Annotated in this window: 20 protein-coding genes; 14 read left to right on the top strand and 6 right to left on the bottom strand. The window is 63.8% G+C overall.

The features are described from left to right. Positions 1 to 12 precede the first annotated feature (12 nt). Genes E4K65_RS37560 through E4K65_RS37550 form a run of 3 tightly spaced genes read right to left on the bottom strand, consistent with a single transcriptional unit; the run spans position 13 to position 3212 of the window. On the bottom strand, positions 13 to 591 hold the full coding sequence (locus E4K65_RS37560; protein ID WP_135178380.1) for an invasion associated locus B family protein: 579 nt from the start codon (positions 589 to 591) through the stop codon (positions 13 to 15). A gap of 27 nt (positions 592 to 618) precedes the next feature. Next, positions 619 to 1512 (bottom strand): alpha/beta hydrolase family protein, encoded by an 894-nt coding sequence (locus tag E4K65_RS37555; RefSeq protein ID WP_135178379.1) that lies wholly within the window; start codon positions 1510 to 1512, stop codon positions 619 to 621. An 11-nt stretch (positions 1513 to 1523) separates the two neighbouring features. Further along, positions 1524 to 3212: an aspartate:alanine exchanger family transporter gene (locus E4K65_RS37550; RefSeq protein ID WP_135178378.1), complete on the bottom strand. Its 1689-nt coding sequence runs from the start codon at positions 3210 to 3212 to the stop codon at positions 1524 to 1526. A gap of 143 nt (positions 3213 to 3355) precedes the next feature. On the opposite strand from E4K65_RS37550, the gene E4K65_RS37545 reads away from it, so the two are divergent. From E4K65_RS37545 to E4K65_RS37520, 6 genes are all read left to right on the top strand, one after another. After that, positions 3356 to 4039: a YoaK family protein gene (locus E4K65_RS37545; RefSeq protein WP_135178377.1), complete on the top strand. Its 684-nt coding sequence runs from the start codon at positions 3356 to 3358 to the stop codon at positions 4037 to 4039. Further along, entirely contained in the window at positions 4036 to 5727 is a 1692-nt protein-coding gene (locus E4K65_RS37540; RefSeq protein ID WP_135178376.1) for a SulP family inorganic anion transporter, read from the top strand. The genes E4K65_RS37545 and E4K65_RS37540 overlap by 4 nt, the downstream gene beginning before the upstream one ends. A 196-nt stretch (positions 5728 to 5923) precedes the next feature. Further along, positions 5924 to 8677 (top strand): decarboxylase, encoded by a 2754-nt coding sequence (locus E4K65_RS37535; RefSeq protein ID WP_167771475.1) that lies wholly within the window; start codon positions 5924 to 5926, stop codon positions 8675 to 8677. Positions 8678 to 8689: 12 nt separating this feature from the next. Continuing rightward, positions 8690 to 10390 (top strand): aspartate:alanine exchanger family transporter, encoded by a 1701-nt coding sequence (locus E4K65_RS37530; protein ID WP_135178374.1) that lies wholly within the window; start codon positions 8690 to 8692, stop codon positions 10388 to 10390. A 32-nt stretch (positions 10391 to 10422) separates the two neighbouring features. After that, positions 10423 to 10857: a hypothetical protein gene (locus tag E4K65_RS37525; protein ID WP_135178373.1), complete on the top strand. Its 435-nt coding sequence runs from the start codon at positions 10423 to 10425 to the stop codon at positions 10855 to 10857. A gap of 169 nt (positions 10858 to 11026) precedes the next feature. Beyond that, entirely contained in the window at positions 11027 to 11497 is a 471-nt protein-coding gene (locus E4K65_RS37520) for a hypothetical protein (RefSeq protein ID WP_135178372.1), read from the top strand. Between the two features lie 94 nt (positions 11498 to 11591). Here E4K65_RS37520 and ppk2 read toward each other — a convergent pair whose 3' ends face one another. Both ppk2 and E4K65_RS37510 read right to left on the bottom strand, forming a co-directional pair. Beyond that, entirely contained in the window at positions 11592 to 12392 is an 801-nt protein-coding gene (gene ppk2, locus E4K65_RS37515) for a polyphosphate kinase 2 (RefSeq protein WP_135178371.1), read from the bottom strand. Positions 12393 to 12434: 42 nt separating this feature from the next. Next, the gene (locus tag E4K65_RS37510) at positions 12435 to 12887 is read right to left on the bottom strand and encodes a hypothetical protein (protein WP_135178370.1); all 453 of its coding nucleotides are present in this window, start codon (positions 12885 to 12887) and stop codon (positions 12435 to 12437) included. A 180-nt stretch (positions 12888 to 13067) separates the two neighbouring features. Between E4K65_RS37510 and E4K65_RS37505 the strand changes: the two genes are divergently transcribed. The 8 genes from E4K65_RS37505 (at position 13068) to E4K65_RS37470 (ending at position 21672) form a co-directional block, all read left to right on the top strand. Then, complete coding sequence (locus tag E4K65_RS37505; protein WP_167771474.1) at positions 13068 to 13502, top strand: hypothetical protein; 435 nt, start codon at positions 13068 to 13070, stop codon at positions 13500 to 13502. After that, the gene (locus E4K65_RS37500) at positions 13495 to 14727 is read left to right on the top strand and encodes an HlyD family secretion protein (RefSeq protein WP_135178368.1); all 1233 of its coding nucleotides are present in this window, start codon (positions 13495 to 13497) and stop codon (positions 14725 to 14727) included. The genes E4K65_RS37505 and E4K65_RS37500 overlap by 8 nt, the downstream gene beginning before the upstream one ends. 126 nt (positions 14728 to 14853) lie before the next feature. Further along, positions 14854 to 16740: a sensor histidine kinase gene (locus E4K65_RS37495; protein ID WP_167771464.1), complete on the top strand. Its 1887-nt coding sequence runs from the start codon at positions 14854 to 14856 to the stop codon at positions 16738 to 16740. A gap of 120 nt (positions 16741 to 16860) precedes the next feature. Then, positions 16861 to 18531 (top strand): DUF3300 domain-containing protein, encoded by a 1671-nt coding sequence (locus E4K65_RS37490; protein WP_167771463.1) that lies wholly within the window; start codon positions 16861 to 16863, stop codon positions 18529 to 18531. Beyond that, entirely contained in the window at positions 18528 to 19445 is a 918-nt protein-coding gene (locus E4K65_RS37485) for a DUF2950 domain-containing protein (protein WP_135178365.1), read from the top strand. The genes E4K65_RS37490 and E4K65_RS37485 overlap by 4 nt, the downstream gene beginning before the upstream one ends. Further along, positions 19429 to 19896 (top strand): hypothetical protein, encoded by a 468-nt coding sequence (locus tag E4K65_RS37480; protein ID WP_135178364.1) that lies wholly within the window; start codon positions 19429 to 19431, stop codon positions 19894 to 19896. The genes E4K65_RS37485 and E4K65_RS37480 overlap by 17 nt, the downstream gene beginning before the upstream one ends. Before the next feature lie 217 nt (positions 19897 to 20113). Beyond that, entirely contained in the window at positions 20114 to 20935 is an 822-nt protein-coding gene (locus tag E4K65_RS37475; RefSeq protein WP_135178363.1) for a helix-turn-helix domain-containing protein, read from the top strand. Between the two features lie 71 nt (positions 20936 to 21006). Further along, complete coding sequence (locus E4K65_RS37470) at positions 21007 to 21672, top strand: DsbA family oxidoreductase (RefSeq protein ID WP_135178362.1); 666 nt, start codon at positions 21007 to 21009, stop codon at positions 21670 to 21672. Positions 21673 to 21679: 7 nt separating this feature from the next. Here the strand turns inward: E4K65_RS37470 and E4K65_RS37465 are convergent, their stop codons facing one another. Beyond that, complete coding sequence (locus E4K65_RS37465; protein WP_135178361.1) at positions 21680 to 22849, bottom strand: GNAT family N-acetyltransferase; 1170 nt, start codon at positions 22847 to 22849, stop codon at positions 21680 to 21682. Positions 22850 to 23011: the final 162 nt, after the last annotated feature.

Raw genomic sequence — 23011 nt, 5'->3', positions numbered from 1 at the left:
ATCGGCTGCGGGCTATTCGTCGATTTGCTGGTCGAACGTTTGGGCCGGCGGCCCCTTGTGCGCAAGGGCGAACTGGGCAAGCGGCACCGAGGCGGTAACCGATAGCAGATTGGGGTCGACAACCTCCAGCGCGAGCGTCTTGCCCGCTTCCATCTCCCTTATCAGGCCGGGTTTTGCCACATCGGCCGCAATGCAGGCATTGTTCAGGCACCATGTGTACGGCACGGCATAGGTGGTGCCTTGGTCGACCCTGAGTTTGACGGGCACCTGGACGAACATGCCGACCGGAACGAACATCTGCAGCCGTGCCGTGTGGTCGCCCTCACGTTCGATCAAGTCCAGCCGAACTGCCGTCTGCCCCGTGTCGAACGTGCCGGTGATCGACGTCCGGCACACGGCCTTGGCGCCGCCCGGCTTGAAGCACAGTTTTCGCCAGTCGCCATATTTGATGTCGCTCGCCATGCGTTGCCCCCGCGGTGAAATCTCGGCGAAGGCCGGCCTGGTGGCGGTGGCGACGAGCAGCAGAAGCGCGAGAAGTGCGGTCGCGTGATTGCTTGTTACCCGGATGGATTGGCGATGTGGGCGTGCCATTGTGTCGCCTCCAGAAATCGATTTCGTCTATTTGAGTTCGTCGAGAAACTTGCTCACGAGCGGGGACCAGATCGGAATGGCATTCGGCGAGCCGATGAAGAAATGCCCTTCATCGCCAAACGGCGGTACCAGATGGTATTGCGCCTTGCCGCCGGCCGAGGTGAAGGCCTCATGCATCCGCTTCGACAGTGCGGGGCCGAAGAACGTGTCATTTTCGATATAGATCCACAGCATCGGCACCCGCGAGGTGCGGCCGAAATCCATCGTCGCCTCGACCAGTTTGTCCGGGGCGCAATTGTTGTTCGGCTTGCCGGCGACACGTCCACCGCGGCCGCCGGCGAAGGCGATGATCGCTCCGACCTGCGGCGGGTTCAGACTGGAAAGCGCGATGGATGCCCAGGCGCCCGCAGACTGACCGACAACGACGACATCCTCCGGCGTGATGCGTTTTTCGGCGGCCAGGAAATCGATGATCCAGAGGTCGACCTGTGCCACCGCGAGGCCGGCGTCACGGAAATTGGGATTGGAGCACTTGCCGACCTTGGAAAAGAAGGGTCCATAGAGCCCGCGCTCGGGAATATCGATGGCGGAGGCGCCGTAACCGGTGCCGACGGGCGCGACCACGAAGTAGCCGCGCCTTGCGAACCATTTCGCCGCGTCGCGGAACTCGACGAGTGGAAAGAAGCTGCGCTGTATCGGGTCGAGCGACACGCCGTGGTTCATGATTGCGAGCGGGAACGGGCCATCGCCGACGGGGCGGACCACATAGGCGAACATCGGCAACGCCAGCGGCAACGCCCAGACTTCCTCCTGGATGCTGCGCGAGGTGGCCTGATCGTCGGCCAGCGACGGTGCAATCAAGAAAGACGCAAGCAGCTGCGCGACCACCAGTAGCCGCTGGATCCATGCCCGGGGCCGCATTCCTTCCTCCCTCAACCAACGAAGGTGCAGGCCACGATGATCGGCCCGAGCACGGTCAGAACCACATTGCCGACGGCGTAAGGCACGGCGACGCCGAGCACCGGCGTCTGGCTCTCGGCGATCTCGCAAGCCCCGGTCACGGCCGCATCGACCGTCATGGCGCCGGCGAGGGCTCCACAGGTGATGACCGGGTTCATGCGCAGGACGTGATAGGCAAACAGCGTCGCGACGATCAGCGGCACCAGCGTGACCGCGAGGCCCATGCCGACCAGCAACAGGCCATGCGCCTGGATCGCGACCCAGGCGGCGTGACCGTTGGCGAGGCCGATCGCCGCGATGAATCCACCGAGGCCGAGATCGCTCAGCGTCTGCTGCGCGGCCGGCGGCATTGCGCCCATCGTCGGCCGGCGCGAGCGCAGCCAGCCACAGAGGAGGCCCGCGATCAGTGCGCCGCCGCCGCCGCCGAGCGTCAGCGCGATGCCGCCGACCTTGAAGCTGACGAGCCCGGCCAGCAGCCCGGCGGCAATACCCGCCGCAAGGAAGGCAATGTCAGTACGGTCGCCGGAGCGCACGATCTGCCCGACCTGCTTCGCCGCGCGCTCGATGTTGTGGGTGCTGCCGACCAGTGTCATGACGTCGCCGACATAGATGCGCGTATCGGCGCTCAGCGGTGCTTCGCGCCCATGCCGCGTCAGGGCGCGCAAGAACACACCGCGTGCATCGCCGCCGATGCGATCGGCCACGTCCCGGATGGATCGGCCGTGGAGGTTGCGGTTGTCGACCAGCACATCAAGCACATTGCCGGGGATCGCCTTCAGGATCTCGTCGGCATCGATCTCGGGCCCGATGATCGGCTTGGCGGCGACAATGGCAGCAGTTCGACCGGCGATGACGATGTCGTCGCCGGTCTCGAGCACGGTGTCCAGGCGCGGCTCGATATCGGCGCCCTGACGCACGATTCGCTCGATCACCGTGCGGCTGCCGATATCCTCCTCGATCGCCTTGACGGTTCGGCCGGCCGCAGCCGTGACGCGGTAGGCACGAGCCTGGAACTTGCGATAAGATAGGTTCTCGGTCTTCGGCGGCGCGCCGCCTGAAAGCTCGGTCTCCAGCTTTTTCGCCTCGTCCTTGAGATTGACCCCCATCAGTTTCGGCGCCGCGAAGGGGACGAAGAGCAGTGTCAGAATGTAGCCGAGCACGTAGGTGACAGCATATCCCGCTGCGATATTCGCTTCCTGTTGCTCCAGCACGGTCTTCGGCAATCCGAGCTGAGCCAGCGCGCCCGATGCCGTGCCGATCACGGAGGACTGCGTCAGCGCGCCAGCCGCAAGCCCGGATGCCGTGCCGGGATCGAGCTTGAAGGCGAACGCAAAGGCCAGCACGATCACGAGACCGGTCCCGCCGAGCACGAGCGCCATGGCAACCTGGGCCAGGGTGCGGACACTCAACGAGGCGAAAAACTCTGGTCCGGACTTGTAGCCGATCGTGAATACGAAGAGACTGAACAGCACGATCCTCAGCAGCGCGGGGAACGTAAAGGTGCCGAGTTGTCCGATCAGGACGGACACGATCAGGATGCAGGCTGTGGTGCCGATCGCGAAGCCGTGGATCTTGAGGCGCCCAAGCAAGGTGCCGATGGCAACCGCAAGCAGCAGGAAGATTTCCGGAGCGGTGGAAATGATCCACCTGACAGTGTCCATGATGGCAAATCCCCGGGCGCAATGATTGACGTCGAATTCGCTCCCGGGAACCGGGCAACTGCTTGATTTAGATCAATCCCAAGCGATCATCGCCGCGGCGTCTTTTGGTTGATGCAGCATCTGCGACATCCGAAATCCGCACCATGAGCACTCTGGATCTAGCTGCGAGCGCATCGTTGCGGCGCGATGAGACGCTTGAGGTCGCGTTGCTGCTCGCCTTCGCCGGCGGCTATCTCGACGCCTACACCTGGATGATCCACGGCGTCATGGCGAATGCCCAGACCGCCAATCTGGTCCTGCTCTGGGTCTATGGTTCGGTGGGCAATTGGGCCGCGGCGCTTCATTTCGTGCCGCCGATCCTGTCATTTGCGATCGGTGTCCTGGTTGCGGCCTGGCTGCGCCACGCGACGGGAGAGCGGGCCAGCGTCATCAGCACGCTGATCGAGATCATGCTTCTGATCGCAATTGGAATCCTGCACAACCGGATGCCCGATCTTGCAGGCACGCTGGGCATTTCCTTCGTCGCGGCGATGCAGACCGCAGTTTTCACCAAGGTCGAAGGCGTGGTCTACAGTTCGGTGATGATCACCGGCAACATGCGTCAGGCGATCGAGGGCGCGTTTGCAGCGGTCGTCGGCGGAGGTCAGTCGGGGCCGCTTCGCCGCTCGGGCATGTTTGCAGCGTTGTGCGTCATGTTCGGCGTGGGAGCAGCCGTCGGGGCCTTCGCGACAAAGTCCTTCCCGAACCTGGCGCTCGGCATCCCCGTGATCGCCTTGCTGATCGTGTTGCTGCGCTGCGAGGTGAAGCGCAGCGAGGCCAGCCCATGAACGCTCCGTCCGGGCCGCTGGGGAGCTGGTTGCGGTTCTTTCCGCCGTCGAGCTGGCTTGCGACCTATCGCAGGTCGTGGCTGCCATCGGATGCAGTTGCCGGCGTCACGCTTGCCGCTTACGCAATTCCGGTATCGCTGGCCTACGCCGCGCTGGCCGGGCTGCCGCCGCAGGTGGGGATCTACGGCTACATGCTCGGCGGCATCGGTTACGCCTTGTTGGGCTCGTCGCGCCAGCTTGCGGTCGGTCCGACGTCGGCAATCTCGCTGATGATCGTGGGCACGGTCGGGCCGCTCGCCGCGGGCGATCCGGTGCGCTATGGGCAAATCGCAAGTCTTGCCGCCTGCGCGGTCGCAGTGTTGTGCCTCATCGCCTGGCTGTGCAAGCTCAGCGTCCTCGTGCGTCTGGTCAGCGACAGCATTCTGGTCGGCTTCAAGGCTGGCGCCGGGCTCACCATCATCATGAGTCAGTTGCCAAGCCTGTTCGGTGTTGCCGGTGGCGGCCACAACTTCTTCGAACGCGGCATCAAGCTCGCCGGGCAGCTCGGCGACGTGAATCCGCTGATCCTCGTCGTCGGTCTGGTGGCACTCCTGCTTCTCATGACCGGCGAGCGGCTCCTCCCCGGTAAGCCGGTCGGGATCGGGGTTGTGGCGCTGGCGATCGTGGTGGCAACCGCGCTCGGCCTGCCGGCTCTCGGCGTGCCTGTGACGGGAAAAATCCCCCAGGGGCTGCCGGTGCCTGGCTTGCCCACGTTCGGCCTGCTGGAGTTCGACGATCTCTTTCCGCTTGCCGCCGGATGCGTGCTGCTCGCCTACATAGAGGGTGTTTCGGCGGCTCGGAGCTTCGCCACCAAGCATGGTGACAGCCTTGACGTTAGGCAGGAGTTCCTGGGCCTCGGTGCGGCCAATCTCGCCGCGGCCTTCGGTCACGGCTATCCCGTGGCAGGCGGATTGTCGCAATCCGCCGTCAACGACAGCGCGGGCGCTCGCACGCCGTTGGCGCTGGTCATTTGCTCGGTGACGCTGGCGCTGTGCCTGTTGTTCTTCGCAGGGCTATTGACCAATCTGCCCAAGGCGGTGCTGGCCGCCATCGTCTTTGCCGCCGTCTACCGGCTCGTCGACATCCGCACGTTGGTGCGGATGTGGCGCGTCAGCCGCATCGATTTCTACGCGGCGGCCATCGCATTGGTATCCGTCCTGCTGCTCGGAATCCTGCAGGGTGTCCTGCTGGCGTCGATCGCCTCCATCTTCCTGCTGCTGGCGCGCGCGTCACAGCCGAATGTGGCGTTCCTCGGCAAGCTCCCGGGCAGTGGCCGGTATTCCGACAGCGCCAGGCATGAGAACGTGGAGCCGCTGGTCGGGGTCATCGCGTTCCGCCCCGAAGCCTCGCTGCTCTATATCAATGCCGAGACGATCCTGGAGGCCGTGCTGAATGCGCTCCAGAGGTCGTCGGACGTCAGGCTCGTTGCCTGCGACCTCTCGGCGTCGCCCTACATCGATCTGGCCGGCGCGCATATGCTGCGGAATCTCTACGACGAACTTGCGTCACGCCATGTCGCGTTCTGCATCGTCGGCGCGCATGCGCAATTGCGCGACTTGCTGCGCGCCGAGGGGCTCGCCGAAAGGACCGACAGCGGGCAATGGTTGCGGTCGCTCGACAGCGTGCTCGGCGACAACCAGGCCAGGTAGTGTCCGGGACATTTGCCGGTCTCCGGCGCGACTTTCGTTCAGTCAGGCGTTTCGTGTTGCATCGCGAAGCGTGCAGGCCGCTCGCAGGCCGGCTGATTTCATACGGACCGTTGACTTGGATCAATGGAGCCCCCCGCGCACTACCCACGATCCGTCATCATCTTCGCCTCAAGAGCCTCCAAGGATGGGGAAAGACATGCCCAAGGACGCCAAGCCTGCGCAGCAGCGCATCGATCAGTTCTTCTCCGGGCCCGGCGGACGGGCAGACAATTGGCGCGATCTGGTTGAGGCGGCCAAAGCATGGTCCCGCGGCGGAGATCGTGCGAAGTATGATGCTGCGCTGGCCGATCTCTCCGTGACGGAGGAATTTCACGGCTATCCTGGCCTGCAGCTGATGGCAGCCTTGCGGGAGGCGGCCGCGGCTGGCGATGCGGCAACCTCGCTTGCGCTTGCGACCCGGATCACCGTGGCCCTGACGACAAGATCCTTCCGTCAGCACGCCAGCGATTGGAGCACGAAGGAGGAGGGCAATGGCGATGTGCCCGAGCTGGTGCCGCCGACCTTTGGCGCGCATACGACACGCAGGCCCTATTTCGAGACCCTCATCGTCACCGGGGTGGCACCCGGCCAATGGCCGGCGCTCGCCGCCGAATGGCGCAAGTTGCGGCGCCCGGTCGATGCCTTCATCTATGAGCCCGTCATCGTAGGCAGCCTCGAAGACGCCTTCTGCGCGACGATGCTCAATCCCAACATCGCGGCCGTCATCATCAATGAGGGTTTTGGCCTGCGTTCGCGTCACAATGCGCCGGTGCTCCGTTCGATCACGGCATCGGCAGGCCTCAACGACGAGTCGGACGCTTCCGCGCTGCGGCTTGCCCAGATCATCAAGCGGGTCCGGCCCGAGCTCGATCTCTACATGATCTCGAATCGCGACGTCGAGGAACTGGCCGGCAACCCAGAAGCCAGCGTCGTCCGCCGCATCTTCTATTCGGTCGAGGAGCTGCTGGAACTGCATCTGTCGATCCTCGAAGGCATCCAGGATCGTTACGACACACCCTTCTTCGACAATCTCAAGAAATACGCGCAGCGCCCGATCGGAACGTTCCACGCGTTGCCGATCGCCCGCGGCAAGTCGATCTTCAAGTCCGACTGGATCCGCGACATGGGCGAGTTCTACGGTGCGAACCTGTTCCTGGCCGAGAGCAGCGCCACCACTGGCGGCCTCGACAGCATGCTGGAACCGACCGGCACCATCAAGAAGGCGCAGGAAAAAGCCGCCCGCGCGCTCGGCGCTGACCGTGTCTTCTTCGTCACCAACGGCACCTCGACCTCGAACAAGATGGCGGTGCAGGCGCTGCTCGCGCCCGGCGACATCGCGATCGTCGACCGCAACTGCCACAAGTCGCACCATTACGGCATGGTGCTCGCAGGCGCGCAGCCGCTCTATGTCGAAGCCTTCCCGATGACGGAATATTCGATGTATGGCGCGGTGCCGCTGAAGACGATCAAGCAGGCGCTGCTCGGTGCCAAGGCCGACGGCCGGCTCGACCGCGTCAAGATGCTCGATCTCACCAACTGCACCTTCGATGGCCACATCTACAACACCCGCCGGGTCATGGAGGAATGTCTCGCCATCAAGCCGGATCTGATCTTCCTGTGGGATGAAGCGTGGTTCGGCTTCGCGCGCTTCTCGCCTTTCCTGCGGCGACGAACGGCGATGGGAGCGGCTAATGAGATCGAGGCCTGGATGCACGATTCAAAATCCATCGCGGCCTATGAGAAACAGCAGGCCGAGCTCGGCAAGAATCCGTCGAACGAGGTGCTGCTCAAGACGCGGTTAATTCCCGATCCGCGCCAGATCCGGCTGCGCGTATATCAGACCAACTCGACCCACAAGTCGATGTCGGCGATCCGGCAGGGCTCCATGCTCTCGGTCAAGGACGTCGAATTCCACACGGTCGAGCAGCAGTTCAAGGAGGCCGTCTTTACCCATGCCTCGACCAGTCCGAACCAGCAGCTCATCGCCAGCCTCGACATCTCGCGGCGTCAGATGGAGCTGGAGGGGTACGGTCTTGTCGCCAACGCGATGGAAATCGCGCTCGCCATCCGCCATGCCGTCAACAACAACCCGCTGCTCTCGAAGTATTTCCGCATTCTCGGCGCCGACGTCATGGTGCCGGCGCAATACCGCCAGAGCGGCTTCACCGACTATCTCGCACCGGGCGTCAACTGGGCGAATATGCTAAAGAGCCTGGACGAGGACGAGTTCTGCCTCGATCCGACCCGGATGACGCTGGTGTGCGGCATGGCCGGCTACGATGGCACCCAGTTCAAGGGCATCCTAGCCAACGAGTACAACATCCAGGTCAACAAGACCTCGCGCAACTCGGTGCTCGTCCAGTCCAACATCAACAACACCCGCAGCGACGTCGCGCATCTCATCCGCGTTCTCGCCGAGATCGCGGGCGAGGTCGATCGCGGGCTTGCGCAGGGCGGTGCCAATGCGAAGAAGACCTTCGAGGCGCGGGTCAAGAGCTTGATGACCGACGTGCCTGACTTGCCGAACTTCTCGCATTTCCACCCGAGCTTCCGCGGCGATGCCGGCACCAAGACCAACGAAGGCGACATCCGCAGCGGCTTCTATGCCGCCTACAACGTCGCGGGCTGCGAGCATATCCGCCTCAACGATCCCGAGATCGACCGGCGGCTGAAGGCCGGGCCCGAGCTCGTCTCGGCCAATTTCGTGATCCCGTATCCGCCGGGCTTCCCGATCATGGTGCCGGGCCAGGTCATCACCCAGGAAACCATCGACTTCATGCGCAAGCTCGATGTTAAGGAAATCCATGGCTACGACGCCAAGGAAGGCCTGAAGCTCGTGCGGGCCGAGGCCTTGGCGAAGATCGGCCGGCCCAAGCCCGGCGCGCAGCCTAAGTTGAAGGCCGCCTCATAACAGGGGACGAACATGCAGGGCTTTTTCACCTTTCTGCAGCAGAATCCGTTTCTGCTGCTGTTCTTCGTCGTCGGGCTCGCGGTCTGGATTGGACGGGCCAACATCAAGGGTTATGGCCTCGGCATGGTCGCCGGCGCCATCGTTGTGGGCGCGGGGCTCGCGGTCTGGTCTTCGAGCTACGGCGTGAAGCTCGAGCTGAACAATTTCGCCAAAAGCTTGTTCTATTACCTCTTCATGTACGGTGTCGGCTTGCGTGTCGGGCCGTCCTTCGTCAACAGTTTGAAGGGCGACGGCATCAAGTTCGTGGTCCTGGCGGTGGTGTCGAGCATTCTCGGTCTCGCGCTGGTCGTCATTTTCGCAAAGCTTTTCGATCTCCCGACCGGCGCTGCCGGCGGCATGTTGGCGGGGTCGCAGACCATGTCGGCTGCGATCGGCTCGGCTGAACAGGCCATCACCTCGGGCGTGGTCAAGCTGCCTGAGGGCATGAAGCCCGAGGACGCGACCGGCATGATCGCGCTATCCTACGGCATCACCTATATCTGGGGCACCGTCGGTATCATCCTGATCTGCAAATACCTGCCGCGCTGGTGGGGCATCGACGCCAAGGCGGCGGCGAAAAAGTACGAGAAGGACTTTGGCGTCAAGGATCTCGAGGGTGGTGGCCTGACCGGTTTCCGCCAATTCGGCCTGCGCGCCTACCGGCTGGAAAATGCGGCCCAGATCGGACTGACCATTGCGGGCTTCCGCAAGAGCAATCCGGAATATCGCATCGTCAACGTCGGGCGCGGCGGCGAGCCGTTGGGTGCCGATCCCGATCTCGTCCTGCAGAAGGGCGACATCGTCGCACTTGGTGGCGCGACGCAGCACCTCACGGAGAAAATGGGCCTGATTGGTCCCGAGGTCGCCGATGCCACGACGCTCGGCATTCCCATGGACCAGGCGGACATCCTCGTCACCAACAAGGACGTGGTGGGCCGGACCTTCGAGTCTTTCCGGGAAACAGCCATTGCCGGCCAGTTGCAGGTCACCAAGGTCGAACGCGGCGGCGTTCAGATCCCGGCCGGTCTCAAGACCAAGCTCGAGCGGATGGACATCATCTCGGTCGTCGGACTGAAGTCGGCCGTCAACGAGCTCGGCGAGATGTGGGGCCGTATCGCGCGCACCAACACCTCGACCGACCTGTTGACTCTGGCCGCGGGCATGATCCTCGGTTTCCTGATCGGTCGGATCGAATTTCCTGCCTTCGGCGCCAAGATCGGCCTCGGCAATGCTGGCGGTCTGTTGCTGTCCGGCGTAATCGTGTCTTCGATCGTGTCGCGGTTGCGATTTTTCGGCAACACGCCGAACGCGGCGCGCAACGTGCTGGAGGATCTCGGTCTCGTCGTCTTCGTCTCCATCGTCGGCATCAACGCCGGCGCCGGTCTGCTGGCCCAGCTCACGGGTGCGGTCGCTCTGAAAATCTTCCTCGCGGGCTTCATCGCCTGCACGATCCCGCCGTTCATCGTCTGGGCGATTGGCTTCCATATCTTCAAGATCAACCCGGCCGTGTTGATGGGCGGCGTTGCCGGCGCTCGGTCGCATTCCGGGCCATGTCGTGAAGCGGCGGTAGAAATCCAGAGCACGGTGCCCTGGATTGGATTCCCGGTCGCCTATGCCGTGTCGGGCATCCTGCTCACCGTGTTCGGCTACTTCGCAATGATCCTGGCTCAATAACGGGCGCGACAATCAAAGGGGAACTCGACGTCATGAGAAAGCTTGCTATCGGCGCAGTCCTGGCTACCTCGCTCGCAATCGTCGCCGGCTTCAGCACGCCATCGCGTGCCGAGACCGGGCAGGTGGCAGTCGTCTTCACCAAGGGCGGCTTCATCGTCGGCGTCGGCGGTGGCGAAGGTGTTCTGCTCCTTCGGGGCAAGAAATATCCCTTTACCGTATCCGGCATGAGCGTCGGGTTCACGATCGGCGCCTCGACCACCAAGCTGGTTGGCCGCGCCCTCAATTTGAGGGGCCCTGCATCCATCGAAGGCTCCTACGCGGTGGGCGGAGCAGGCGGCGCCATTGCGGCGGGTGCGGGAGCCGTTCAACTGCAGAACGCCAACGGCGTGATCCTGCAGCTCAGCGGTCCGAAGGTCGGCGCCGAAGTGTCGGCTGCCGTGGGTGGTGTGACCATCCGTTTGAAATAGACGCGAAGCGATCGGGCCGCCTCAGCGCGGCTCGATGCGCGGCGGCTCCTCTCGTCCAGGCCAAGCGGAGGAGACCGCCGCTCGGAATGCCATTAGGTGCCGCCCGCGATTCGCGAGGCATCGTCGAAGTGCGGATCACGGCACCCCCTATATCGAGGGAGGACTAGCCATGCTTCGTTATCTTCTCGCAGCTGTTGCGGCCTTCGTTCTTCTCACCGCTACGCTCATTCCCGATGATGCCTACGCCCGTCGCGGTGGCGGTGGTGGCGGTTTTCGCGGCGGTGGAGGAGGCATGCGGGCCGGGGGCTTCCACGGTGGCGGCTATCGTGGCGGCGCGGTTCACGCCGGCCGGATCCACGGTGGTGGCGGACGCGGCTATCGCGTCGGAGGCCCACGACCGAGCCATCCGATCGCCGGTCGTCCGGGCCGTCCAGGTTACCCCGTTGCCGGTCGGCCAGGTCGTCCGGTCGCTGGTTATCCCCGGTACGGCTACCGCGGCGCAGCCTACGGTGCTGCCGCCGGGGCCGCCGCAATCGGCGCCTATGGATACTACAACAACAACTACAATAATAATGGCTGTTATCAGGACACCTACGGCAATTGGGTCTGTCCGCAGTATCCTAACCAGTATCGATACTGAGAACGCGCTGCTGACGGTCGGGACGGTGCTCCGTTGGCAGTGAGGGTTCAGGCGTCGAGCGATCGAGCCGCGTCATCGCGCGGCCCGATCCTCGTCAATATCGCTCGGCGACGAACTTCATCCCGCGCAGGCCGGCCTGGTCATTGTAGCGTCCCTTGTCGGAGCGCGGCGGCAGCTTGACCTTGTCCTTCTTGATACGCTTGTAGGGGATTGCCTTCAGCAGATGGGCGATGCAGTTCAGCCGTGCCCGGCGCTTGTCGTCGGAACGGATGATGTACCATGGCGCGTGCTTTGTGCTCGTCCGCTTGAGCATGAGGTCGCGGGCCCGAGAATACTCGTACCAGCGCCGATAGGATTCCAGGTCCATCGGGCTCAGCTTCCATTGCCTTACTGGATCATCGATCCTGGCCCTGAAGCGGCGGTCCTGCTCGTCCATCCCGACCTCGAGCCAGATCTTGACCAGCATGATTCCGCCGTCGATGACGTACTTCTCCATCTGGGGACAGAGCGTCAGGAAACGATCGTGCTCCTTGGGCGTACAGAAGCCCATGACATATTCGACGCCGGCGCGGTTGTACCAGCTTCGGTCGAAGATCACGATCTCGCCGCCCGCGGGAAACTTTTCCATGTAACGCTGGAAGAAGAGCTGGGTCTTCTCACGGTCCGACGGCGCGGGTAGCGCAACCACGCGAAACACGCGCGGGCTGACCTTCTCGGTGATGGCCTTGATCGTTCCGCCCTTTCCGGCCGCGTCCCGGCCCTCGAACAGCACGATGACGCGAAGCTTGTTCTCTCGGACATAGTCCTGGAGATGGCAGAGCTCGATTTGGAGCTTCTCCAATTCCTTCTCGTAGTCCTTGCGCTTCATCCGCTCGGCAGGCTTGTCCTTGGCCATGCTCGCCCTTTCGCCGTCAGGTCTCACGCGGCGGTCCCGCGCTCAATCACCCCAGGAAATCGTGATGCCGATGTCGCCCGGCACGCCGCCGGGAAAATCGATGATCTGATAGGCGATGCGATAGCCACGTGGCTTCAGATGGTCGGTCCAGAGTTGGAAGATCTCTTTCGGGATGCCGGTCAATGTGCTTTCCCAGCCTTTCTCCATCTGATTGATGGCGCGGCCCTTGTCGGTGCATAGCGTGTTGGGGAAGCGGTAGACCAGAACCTCGGTCAAGCCGTTTCGCACCGCACGCTGGATGATCGTCGAGGCGAGCTTGACCTTCTCCTCTTCGGTCTTGCCAGAGGGCTTGCTGAGGCGTTCAATCAGGGCCCGTTTCTCGGCTTCGGCGGCGGCGGCAAGCCGCGCATATTCGTCCGCCTTCTCGGCCTCCTTGAGGGCTGCTTCCTTGCGGATCTGCGTGGCACTGGGGATCAGGTCATCGATGCCGGGCATGGCGGGCGGCTCCTGTTGGGCTGTTGTGCATCAGCTTTCATGCGAGGCTAGGTAGGGCCGCTCCAGGTCCGTTGATTCAGATCAAGCAATTGCAAGACCCGGTACCGACACTGCATTCGCCGCATTGACGTGAACACGCGGGCCGAAGAGGAGAGACCGTTGAGCGAGCAGCTTCATCCGATGGCCCCGCATCATCTACCGTTCTATCTCGCGCCGGGAAGCGGGGTGGATACGCTGATGGTCGTGATGGGCATCTTCCTGATCGGCACCGTGCTGTGGGTTGGCACGCTCTATTGGAAACTGCACAGCCTGCCCGAGCGGATGGCGCACAAGTCGCAGAAGCTGCAATTCGAATTCGTCGCCGTACTCGGCCTGATTTCGCTCTTTACCCATATGCACATCTTCTGGGTCGCGGGCCTGCTGCTTGCGCTCATCGATCTTCCTGATTTCGGCACGCCGCTGCGCAGCATTGCGGGCTCCGTCGAAAAGATCGCCGATGCGACGCCGGTTGAAACCGGGGACGCGCTGGCGGAGTCCTCATCGGTTCGCGAGTCTGGTCTATCGCCGCCCGGACAATCGGGGCCCGCGAAGGAGAAGGAGCGCAGCCATGTTTGAGCTCATGTTCTGCTCGCTCCTCACGATTTTGCCCGACTACCTCTACCGCCGCTATGCCCAGGGCAAGCGTTTCGGCAAGGAGATCACCTTCTTCTCGGTCTGGTACGAGCTCAGATGGGGCATTACCGGCTGCCTGATGCTGACGGTCTCGCTGATCACGATGATCTTCTATTTCCATCCCTCCACCACTTCGGCCGCGCTCTATTTCCGCACCGTGCCCATCCTCCCCGAAGGGTCAGGGCGGGTGGCCGAGGTGAAGGTCGGATTCAGCGAACCGGTGAAGCAGGGTGACGTGCTGTTTACGCTCGACAGTTCCAGGCAGCGGGCCGCGTTCGAGACCGCCGCGCGCAAGGTCGCCGAGGTCGAAGCGTCCATGTTGGCGGCGCAATCCGAGGTGGTCAGGGCCGAAGCGCAGATTCAGGAGGCCAAAGCCAATTATCAGCAAGCCAAGGACGAGCTCGACACCAAGTCCGACCTGCAGCGCCGCAATCCCGGCATCGTTCCGCAGCGCGACATCGAGAAGCTCCAGGTGCTGGTCGATCAGCGCCAGGCCGGCGTTGACGCGGCCACCGCTGCAAAGCAATCGGCGAGCTTGCAGGTAACGACGCTCATTCCGGCACAAAAGGCGAGCGCCGAGGCAGCGCTGGCTCAGGCCCAGGTCGATCTTGACAAGACAACGGTTCGCGCCGGCGTCGACGGACGCGTCGAGCAGTTCCTGGTTCGCCCAGGCGATGTCGTCAACCAGTTGATGCGTCCGGCCGGCGTGCTGATCCCGGAAGGCGCCGGCCGCGGGGCCCTACAGGCGGGCTTCGGCCAGATCGAGGCGCAGGTGATGAAGGAAGGGATGGTGGCGGAAGCGACCTGCATGTCAAAGCCCTGGGTTATCATCCCGATGGTGATTACGACGGTGCAGGACTACATTGCCGCCGGCCAGTTCCGCTCCGGCGAGCAGTTGATCGATCCGCAAAACATCGCTCGTCCCGGTACCATCCTGGTCTTTCTTGAACCGCTCTACAAAGGCGGCCTCGACGGCGTGACGGCGGGCAGCAGCTGCATCGTGAACGCCTATACCAGTAATCACGAAGAGATCAGCGCAAAGGACACGGGCACCTTCCGCAAGATCGCGCTGCATGTGGTCGATGGCGTCGGCCTCGTGCACGCGTTGCTGTTACGTATCCAGGCACTGCTGTTGCCGATCAAGACGCTCGTCCTGAGCGGGCACTGATGCGGGGGCGTGGACGCCCACGGCCGGTTCACCACGCGCTGCTGATGCGATGGCGCGAGGACGATTGGCGCCTGGACAATTTGCGCTAGAGTGTGGCCAGTAGGCGGCTACTCTCCTGGAGAAAGCATGAGCGGGCGCATTGCTACGGCCCCGATCAAGTCGAGCTGGCTGATCGTCGTTGCACGGTTCAGTCTATGTCTGCTGGTCTGGGCCGCTCTGCTGCCGCCGGCCCTTGCCGCCGATCACAACGAACCCAAACGGCTCCTGCTGCTCCATTCCTTTGGTCGGGACTTCCGGCCCTGGAGCGAATATGCCCGGAGCATCAAGGCCGAGTTCGAACAGCAATCCGCGTTTCCACTCGACATCCAGGAGCACGCGCTGCTGACGGCCCGGTTCAACAACCCAGGACCTGAAGAGCCGTTTGTCGACTATCTGCGCTCCCTGTACCGCACTAGCCCGCCCGATATGGTGATGACTCTCGGAGCACCGGCAGCGCGCTTCGTCCAGAAATATCGCGAGCAGCTTTTCCCGGATACGCCGCTGGTGATGACGGCGGTCGAGGAACGGCAGGTGAACCGGGCGGCCATGGCCAAAAACGACGTCGTCGTTCCCGTGCGTAACGACTTCGGAGCCTTCTTCGGCAGCATTCTTCAGGTGTTGCCGGAAACCCGGACAATTGCCGTGGTCATCGGCGCATCGCCTATCGAGAGGTTCTGGCTCAATGAACTCAAACGGGAGGTCAAGCCATTCGAGAACCGGTTCGAACTGATCTGGTACGCAGACCTGTCGTTCGAGGAGATATTGAAGCGTGCCTCCGCGCTGCCTCCGCATACGGTGCTGTTCTGGCAACTGATGTCGGTCGACGGTGCCGGCGTCGCCCACGAAGGCGATCTGGCCTTGCGCAGGCTGCACGCCGTCGCCAACGCGCCGATTTTCTCTTACCAGGAAGCATTTTTCGGTCGTGAAACCGTCGGCGGCCCGATGCACTCGATATCCGAGTCCAGCAAGGCAACTGTCAGCGTGGCGCTCCGAATCTTCGCGGGCGAGAGGCCGGGCGACATCAAGATCGAACCGATCGGATTTGCCGCGCCGAGATACGACTGGCGCGAGATGCAGCGTTGGGGCATCAGCGAGAGTGATTTGCCGACGGGAAGCGAGGTTCTATTTCGCGAGCAGGGGCTCTGGGAAAGATATCGTTGGCAATTGGCAATGATCGCAGCGGCGTTCCTGGTCCAGGGCGGGCTGATCAGCGGGCTACTCCACGAGCGTCGCCGACGCCGACTGGCGGACGTCGAGTCGCGGCAACGCCTGGCGGAGCTCGCGCATCTCAGCCGCTATGCGGCCGCCGGCGAGATGACGACCTCCATCGCGCACGAGCTGAACCAGCCGCTCGGCGCGATCCTGACCAACGCCGAGACAGCGGAGCTCATGCTGAAGAGCGCCTCGCCGAACCTCGATGAACTCAGAGCCATCCTGGCCGACATCAGGCGCGACGATCACCGGGCGAGCGAAGTGATCCGACGGCTGCGCAGCATGCTGAAAAAGACGCCCTTTGAACTTCGATACATCGAACTGAACGATACCGTGGGGGATGTCATCGGGTTCGTCGCAGATGTGGCCAAGGGACGAGGCGTCGTGTTGAACTACGTTCCGGTGACGGCCGAACTTTACGTCCGGGGCGATCCGATTCACCTCCAGCAGGTTGTGCTCAATCTCATTGTCAATGCCTTGGACGCGATGTCCGAAATTCAGGCCGGCAAACGCGACATCAGTGTAACGACGAACGTTTCCGGTGCCTGGGCGGAGATCCGGATCGCTGACACCGGCGGAGGCATCGCGATGGATGATCTCAACAGCATTTTCAATCCGTTTTTCACCACCAAGCCGCAGGGCATGGGCATGGGCCTCGCGATCGCCCGGACCATCGTCGAGGCGCACCATGGCACGATTTCCGCCGAGAACGCGCCCTCCGGCGGGGCGCTGTTCAAGATCAAGCTCCCGATCGCGCGCTAGGCTTTCGCGTTGCAGCAGCACGATTAACGCAACCGGGACGCAGGCATTTCCCTTGATCTTTGTCAAAGAACGATCGGGCCGCGGATCGATCCTCCAAGGGTGACTCGGATGGAGGGTGTGATGCTTCGTTGTGCCAGGATCGTGATGGCGCTCGCGCTTTTGATGGCCATCCCGGCCGTCGCCTCGGCGCAGACGGCCGACAAACCTGCTGCTCCAACCGCTCAGGCGCAGCCGGCAAGCCAGGCTCCGCCAAGCGCCGAACTCCTGAAGCCCGAGCAGCTCGAAGCGCTGGTGGCGCCGATCGCGCTCTATCCTGACGAGTTGCTGGCCAATGTGCTGGCCGCGTCGACCTATCCGCTGGAAGTCGTGCAGGCCGATCGCTGGCTGAAAGAACACAAGTCGCTGAAGGGCGATGCGCTCAAGACTGAGGTCGAGAAGCAGGCCTGGGACGACAGCGTCAAGGCGCTCGCCAGCACGGCGGACGTTCTGACGATGATGAATGACAAGCTCGATTGGACCAAGAGCCTGGGTGACGCCGTGCTCGCGCAGCAGCCGGACGTGATGGATGCGATCCAGCGATTGCGCACCAAGGCCTATGACAACAAGAAGCTCGTCACGACCAAGCAGCAGAAGGTCAGTGTTCAGACGCAGGAAAACAGGCAGGTGGTCGTCATCGAACCGGCCGAGCCGGGAACGATGTACGTGCCGTACTACGAGCCAGCCGCCGTTTACGGGGACTGGCCCTACGCGGAGTACCCGCCATATTACTTCGGCTATCCGTCCTATATCGGCGCAGGCGTGGTCGCGGCAGGTCTCGCGTTTGGGACCGCCTGGGCGATCGGACGCTGGGGCAATTACTGGGGCGGCGGCTGCAACTGGGGCAACCGCAACGTCTATGTCAATCACCGGACCACCAACATCGCAAATGGCTGGCAGCACAATCCGGCGCACCGCCAGGGCGTGCGCTACAACAACACCAATGTTCAGCAGCGTTTTGGCAACAACAATCTGAAGGCGGGCGCCGCGGACCGGATGGACTTTCGCGGCCGCGACGGCCAGCAGGTCCTCAAGGATCGACCGGGCGCCGGTGCAGCTGATCGAGCGGGCGATCGTGCAGGAGATCGAGCGGGTGACCGCGCCGGCGACCGTGCGGGTACGCGGGACCGGCCCGGTGGCGGCGATCGCGCCGGCGCTGCGGATCGCGCCAAGGGGAGTGCGAAGGGCGGAGGCGATCGAGCCAAGGGTGGTGGCGACCGCGCCAAGGCCGCCAACCGCGGCAGCGCCGGTGGCGGCAATCGCGCAGCTTCTGCCAATCGCGGTGGTGGAGGCAGCCGCGGCGGTGCCATGAACGTTTCCTCTGGCAGAGCGGCTGCAGCGGCCTCCGCCCGCGGGCGGTCGAGCATGGCGAGCATGCCCCGCGGTGGCGGTGGGCCGAGCTTCGCCGGGCGTGGCGGTGGCGGCATGTCTGCCGGAGGCGGCTTCCGAGGCGGCGGTGGCGGCGGACGGGGAGGCGGCGGCGGCCGGCGTTCCGATATCGCGTTGAAGCACGACGTCGTCTTGCTCGGCTATCTCGCCAACGGGCTCGGCTATTACCGCTTCAGCTATCTCGGTAGCAACAAGGCCTATGTCGGTGTCATGGCGCAGGAGGTCGAACGCGTGAACCCGGAGGCGGTGGCCCGCGGCAACGACGGTTACCTGGTTGTCTACTACGACAAGCTCGGATTGAAATTCCGCACCTACAGCGATTGGCTCGCCGGCGGTGCGAGGATCCCCGCGGAGATCACGCCATGATCGGTCTGAAGTCACTTCATCGCGCGGCGTTGCCGGGCATCATGGCGCTGGTGCTGCTGGGTTCGACCGCGCTTGCGCAGCAATCCTTTTCTACGCCCGAGGATGCAGCGGCAGCTCTTGCCGCAGCGGTCAAGAGCGGTCCGGGCGATATTCTCAAGGTGCTCGGCAGGGCTGCCGACGACATCGTCTCGTCCGGCGACGAGGTCGCCGATGCAGACATACGCCAGCGCTTCACGTCGATGTATGATGCCAAGCATTCGATCAAGGCGGAAGGCAACAAGAAGGCCACGCTGATGCTGGGGCCGGACGACTTCCCGTTCCCAATTCCACTCGTCAATGCAAAGAGCGGCTGGGAATTCGACACGGCCGAGGGACGGATCGAGGTTCTCTATCGTCGCATCGGCCGCAACGAGCTCGACGCGATCCAGACCGCGCTCGCCTATGTCGATGCCCAGAATGAATATGCCGAGAAGGATCGTGGTGAGGGCGTTGGCGTCTATGCGCAACGCATCGTCAGCAGCCCGGGCAAGAAGGACGGCCTGTTCTGGCGCGACGACAGCGACCCGAGCCCACTCGGTGCACTGGCGGCGGACGCCTCGGCCGAAGGCTACAAGGCCGGAAGTGTAGGGCCGAGCCCATATCATGGATACTATTTCCGTATCCTGAAGGGGCAGGGATCGGATGCGCCCGGCGGTGCTCTCAACTACGTCGTCAAGGGCAAGATGATCGGTGGTTTCGCGCTGATCGCCTGGCCAGCCGAATACGGCAATTCCGGCGTCATGACCTTCCTGGTCAATCATGCTGGCACCGTCTACCAGAAGGATTTGGGAGAGCGCACCGAGTCTATCGCCCAGCGCACCACGCTGTTCGATCCGGACCAGACCTGGAAGAAGGTCGATGCCGCAAAACCCTGAGAGCAGGCGAGCTCGGCCGCGCGCGATCGCCGTTTGCTTGATGGCGATCGCACTGCTCGCGTTCGCCATTCCGGCGAGGCCGTCGTTTGGGCAGGCGAGCGGTCAGGTCCGGGTCAAGATCGTGAAAGCGGGCCTGCTGATCGGCGGCGGCGCGGGCAACGGCGTCTTGACCTATCGTGGTCGCGATTATCCGTTCAAGGTATCCGGCGTGAGTTTTGGCATCACGGCCGGCGCGACCATCGGCCGGCTCGATGGCCGGGCCTCGGGCATCCGCGAGGTCGGCGACTTCGCCGGGACTTACAGTTCGGTCGGCGGCGGCGCTGCCCTGGTCGGCGGCATCAATGGCGTCCACCTGCGCAACGAAAAGGGCGTGACCATCGTGCTGCAAGGCCCCAAGGCGGGCATGGAGTTCGCCGCCAATCTCAGCACAATCACGATTTCGATGAGGTGAGGCGATCTTGAAATAGTGCTTTCGCCGGTCCGGCGCAAAACCGGACCGCATTTCGCGCCTTGTCCTTTTATCGTGGGTACGTGCACCGGTCCCTTTAGGGACATCGACGCTATTCCCCAGCGAAAAATGAATTCAATTGTTTCATGTGGGTACATGCCCATATCCATTACCTCGCGGGTAATGGAACGAATGAACCCCGCATGCTAGGTTTTCGACCATGAACGCACATGCATCCACGGCACAGACCGAACGCAGCCAGCCAATCCATATCGGTGACCATTTGCGCGAATGGCGGCAGCGCCGCCGCATGAGCCAGCTCGATCTGGCGGGCGAGGCTGAGATCTCGGCGCGGCATCTGAGCTTCGTCGAGACCGGCCGCGCCGCGCCCTCGCGCGATATGGTGCTGAGGCTCGCCGAGCGTCTCGACGTGCCCTTGCGCGAACGCAACGTGCTGCTGGTCGCCGCCGGCTTTGCGCCGGCGTTTCCGCAGCGCCCGCTGGAGGATCCCGCCTTGAAATCAGCCCGCCAGGCGATCGACCTCGTCCTCAGGGCGCACGAGCCCAATCCCGCGCTTGCGGTGGACCGGCACTGGAACCTGGTCTCCGCCAACCGCATGGTGGCGCCGCTCCTCGACGGCATTCCGCAGCGGCTGCTCGGCCAGCCCTTCAACGTGCTGCGGCTCGCTTTCCATCCCGAGGCGCTGGCGCCGCGCACGGTCAATCTCGCGGAGTGGTGCGGGCATCTTCTGGAGCGGCTGCATCGGCAATGCGAAGCAACGGCCGATCCGGAGCTGATCAAGCTCTACAACGACCTCAAGCGCTACCCGATCCCGGCACGATCGGCGCCGCTGTCGAGCGACAATGTCGCCATCCCCTTCAAGCTGCGCCACGAGGGGGAGATACTCAGTTTCTTCTCCACCACCATGGTGTTCGGCACGCCCGTGGACATCACCCTCTCGGAGCTTGCGCTGGAGACGTTCTTTCCGGCCGACGAGCGCACCGCCGAGCGGCTGAAGCAGATGGCAGCAGCTATGAGCTAGCGCCCTTGCCTCGGGCCGGGTTCTGCCTATCTTTGGGCGAACCCTTGAAGTGCCCGAAGGAGGCGCCTGCCATGAGCACGCTGAAACCGCTCCAGATCGACGTCGTCTCCGACGTGGTGTGCCCCTGGTGCTATATCGGCAAGCACCGGATCGAGAGCGCGCTGGCGCTCGTGCCCGACGTTCCGGTCAAACTGAATTTCCGTCCCTTCTTCCTCAATCCCTGGGTGCCGCGCGAGGGCATCAGCCGCGAGGACTATCTCACCAAGAAGTTCGGCTCGGTCGAGGCCTATAAGGGCATTGCGGGGCGCGTCGTCGCAGCCGCGAGCGAGGAGGGCCTCGTCTACAAGCCGGAGCTGGTGGCGCGTCAGCCCAACACGACCGACTGCCATCGCCTGATCCTGTGGGCCGAAGCGATCGGCAAGGCGCCCGAGATGAAGCAGCGCCTGATGGAGCTGTACTTCCGCGATGGCGGCGACCTCACCGATGTGAACGTGCTGGTGCAGGCGGCCGCCGATGTCGGTCTCGACGCCGACGACGCGCGCCGGCGCCTTGCCACCGACGAGGACGTCGCGCGCGTCTCCGCCGACGCGCAGGAAGCCTCCGAGAAGGGCATCTCCGGCGTGCCGACCTACGTCTTCGCGCAGAAATACGCCGTCTCCGGCGCGCAGGATCCGAACCTGCTCGCCCGCGCCATCCGCGAGGTCTCGGCGGAGATCAACGCGCAGGCGGCGGAGTAGGTTTCGCTTATTTGCGGAGGCGGCGGACCACGCGTCGCGCGGCCTCGTGCGCGGCGTTGAGGCCGACCAGTGCTGCGTGAATGAGCGCCACGAGCGGGTCGTTCCGCCGCAGCGGGATCAGCACATCACCGATTGCCAACCGCCCGCGCCAGATCGGGTTGATCATGGGGTGGTCGGCGCTTGCCGTGGAATCCGCGCTGGCGATGGCGGGGTCGGCGCAGAGATGGCGGGTGAGGTCGAGCGTGAGCTGCACGCCCGGCGAATATCTTGCAAAGCGTTCGTCGATGCCGAGCTTGAAGAAGAAGGCGCGGTCCTGATGGCGCAGCAGGATGCCGGCGGCGACCGGAATCGTGCCGGCGCGCAGCGTAACGATCTCGCACTGCGCGGTCTCTGCCAGCGCCGGCACCGCGCGGCGGATGAAGGTCGCATCGCCCGCATGCTGGATCAGCGCGGTGCCGCGCTTGCCCTTCCAGCCGCTGGCTTCGAGTTGCAAGAATGTTTCGAGTGCGGGCCCGATCTCGTCAGGCCGGCGCGCGACCTCGAACACGACGGGGCCGTGCTCTTCGAGCCGATGGCGCAGGCGGCGCAACTCCTTGAGCTTTTTGGTGCCCAGCGCATCGCGCAGCAGCGTCTCGCCCTCCTGCGTCGCGTCGAGGCTGGCGCGGATGTAGGAGCTGAGGACACGCGGCTTCAGGCCATCACGATTCAGGACCTGATATAGCGAGGCCATCGCCGCGCCGTCGAGCGCGACGTCGTTCAGCACGAGCGCATGGGCACCGGCCTCGCGCGCCTGCTGCAACAGACGGCTCGCCGCCTCGATCGGAGCGTCGCGGTCGATCAGCGGGCTGCACAGCGTGCCATAGGGATGCGCGCTCACCAGCGCGGGCAGGGGAATCTTCCATGCCCGCCACAGCGAGATCACCGGCATCAGCCCGATCAGCCGCGTCGAGGATCCGTCGAATGCGGGCAGTACGGAGGCATCCGTGCGGCCGCGCGCGGTTGCGCTGACGGCGAGCTCCCAGGCGGGCAGGTAATATCCGTTCGGCTCGACCGCCCGCTGCGCCAGTGCGCGCCATTGGCCAGCTTCAATCGCACCAAGCGGGACGAGCGCGCGCGCAGCCTCGGCAGCCTTTGCCGATGCCGGATTGATCGCTGCCTGGTGCGCGATGTCGACCACGTCCCGTCGTCCCCGTTCACGCGGGCTGAGCCCGGGTTATGCGGTCACCCTTAGCGCAAAGATTGGAAAATACCGTTGGAGCGCGGCTTCAATTCGAGCGGTAGTGTTAACGTCTCGTTCAGCATCCGGCGGCAGCCGCCGGATGCGCCATGGCATGTGGGA

This window comes from Bradyrhizobium niftali, assembly GCF_004571025.1.
GTDB classification, from domain to species: Bacteria; Pseudomonadota; Alphaproteobacteria; order Rhizobiales; family Xanthobacteraceae; genus Bradyrhizobium; species Bradyrhizobium niftali.
This window is presented reverse-complemented; position numbering and strand designations above follow the sequence as displayed.

Bases quoted from the DNA above. Each gene is read 5' to 3' on its own strand.
- E4K65_RS37560 (WP_135178380.1), bottom strand. From the start codon at position 591: ATGGCACGCCCACATCGCCAATCCATCCGGGTAACAAGCAATCACGCG.
- E4K65_RS37555 (WP_135178379.1), bottom strand. From the start codon at position 1,512: ATGCGGCCCCGGGCATGGATCCAGCGGCTACTGGTGGTCGCGCAGCTG.
- E4K65_RS37550 (WP_135178378.1), bottom strand. From the start codon at position 3,212: ATGGACACTGTCAGGTGGATCATTTCCACCGCTCCGGAAATCTTCCTG.
- E4K65_RS37545 (WP_135178377.1), top strand. From the start codon at position 3,356: ATGAGCACTCTGGATCTAGCTGCGAGCGCATCGTTGCGGCGCGATGAG.
- E4K65_RS37540 (WP_135178376.1), top strand. From the start codon at position 4,036: ATGAACGCTCCGTCCGGGCCGCTGGGGAGCTGGTTGCGGTTCTTTCCG.
- E4K65_RS37535 (WP_167771475.1), top strand. From the start codon at position 5,924: ATGCCCAAGGACGCCAAGCCTGCGCAGCAGCGCATCGATCAGTTCTTC.
- E4K65_RS37530 (WP_135178374.1), top strand. From the start codon at position 8,690: ATGCAGGGCTTTTTCACCTTTCTGCAGCAGAATCCGTTTCTGCTGCTG.
- E4K65_RS37525 (WP_135178373.1), top strand. From the start codon at position 10,423: ATGAGAAAGCTTGCTATCGGCGCAGTCCTGGCTACCTCGCTCGCAATC.
- E4K65_RS37520 (WP_135178372.1), top strand. From the start codon at position 11,027: ATGCTTCGTTATCTTCTCGCAGCTGTTGCGGCCTTCGTTCTTCTCACC.
- ppk2 (WP_135178371.1), bottom strand. From the start codon at position 12,392: ATGGCCAAGGACAAGCCTGCCGAGCGGATGAAGCGCAAGGACTACGAG.
- E4K65_RS37510 (WP_135178370.1), bottom strand. From the start codon at position 12,887: ATGCCCGGCATCGATGACCTGATCCCCAGTGCCACGCAGATCCGCAAG.
- E4K65_RS37505 (WP_167771474.1), top strand. From the start codon at position 13,068: ATGGCCCCGCATCATCTACCGTTCTATCTCGCGCCGGGAAGCGGGGTG.
- E4K65_RS37500 (WP_135178368.1), top strand. From the start codon at position 13,495: ATGTTTGAGCTCATGTTCTGCTCGCTCCTCACGATTTTGCCCGACTAC.
- E4K65_RS37495 (WP_167771464.1), top strand. From the start codon at position 14,854: ATGAGCGGGCGCATTGCTACGGCCCCGATCAAGTCGAGCTGGCTGATC.
- E4K65_RS37490 (WP_167771463.1), top strand. From the start codon at position 16,861: ATGCTTCGTTGTGCCAGGATCGTGATGGCGCTCGCGCTTTTGATGGCC.
- E4K65_RS37485 (WP_135178365.1), top strand. From the start codon at position 18,528: ATGATCGGTCTGAAGTCACTTCATCGCGCGGCGTTGCCGGGCATCATG.
- E4K65_RS37480 (WP_135178364.1), top strand. From the start codon at position 19,429: ATGCCGCAAAACCCTGAGAGCAGGCGAGCTCGGCCGCGCGCGATCGCC.
- E4K65_RS37475 (WP_135178363.1), top strand. From the start codon at position 20,114: ATGAACGCACATGCATCCACGGCACAGACCGAACGCAGCCAGCCAATC.
- E4K65_RS37470 (WP_135178362.1), top strand. From the start codon at position 21,007: ATGAGCACGCTGAAACCGCTCCAGATCGACGTCGTCTCCGACGTGGTG.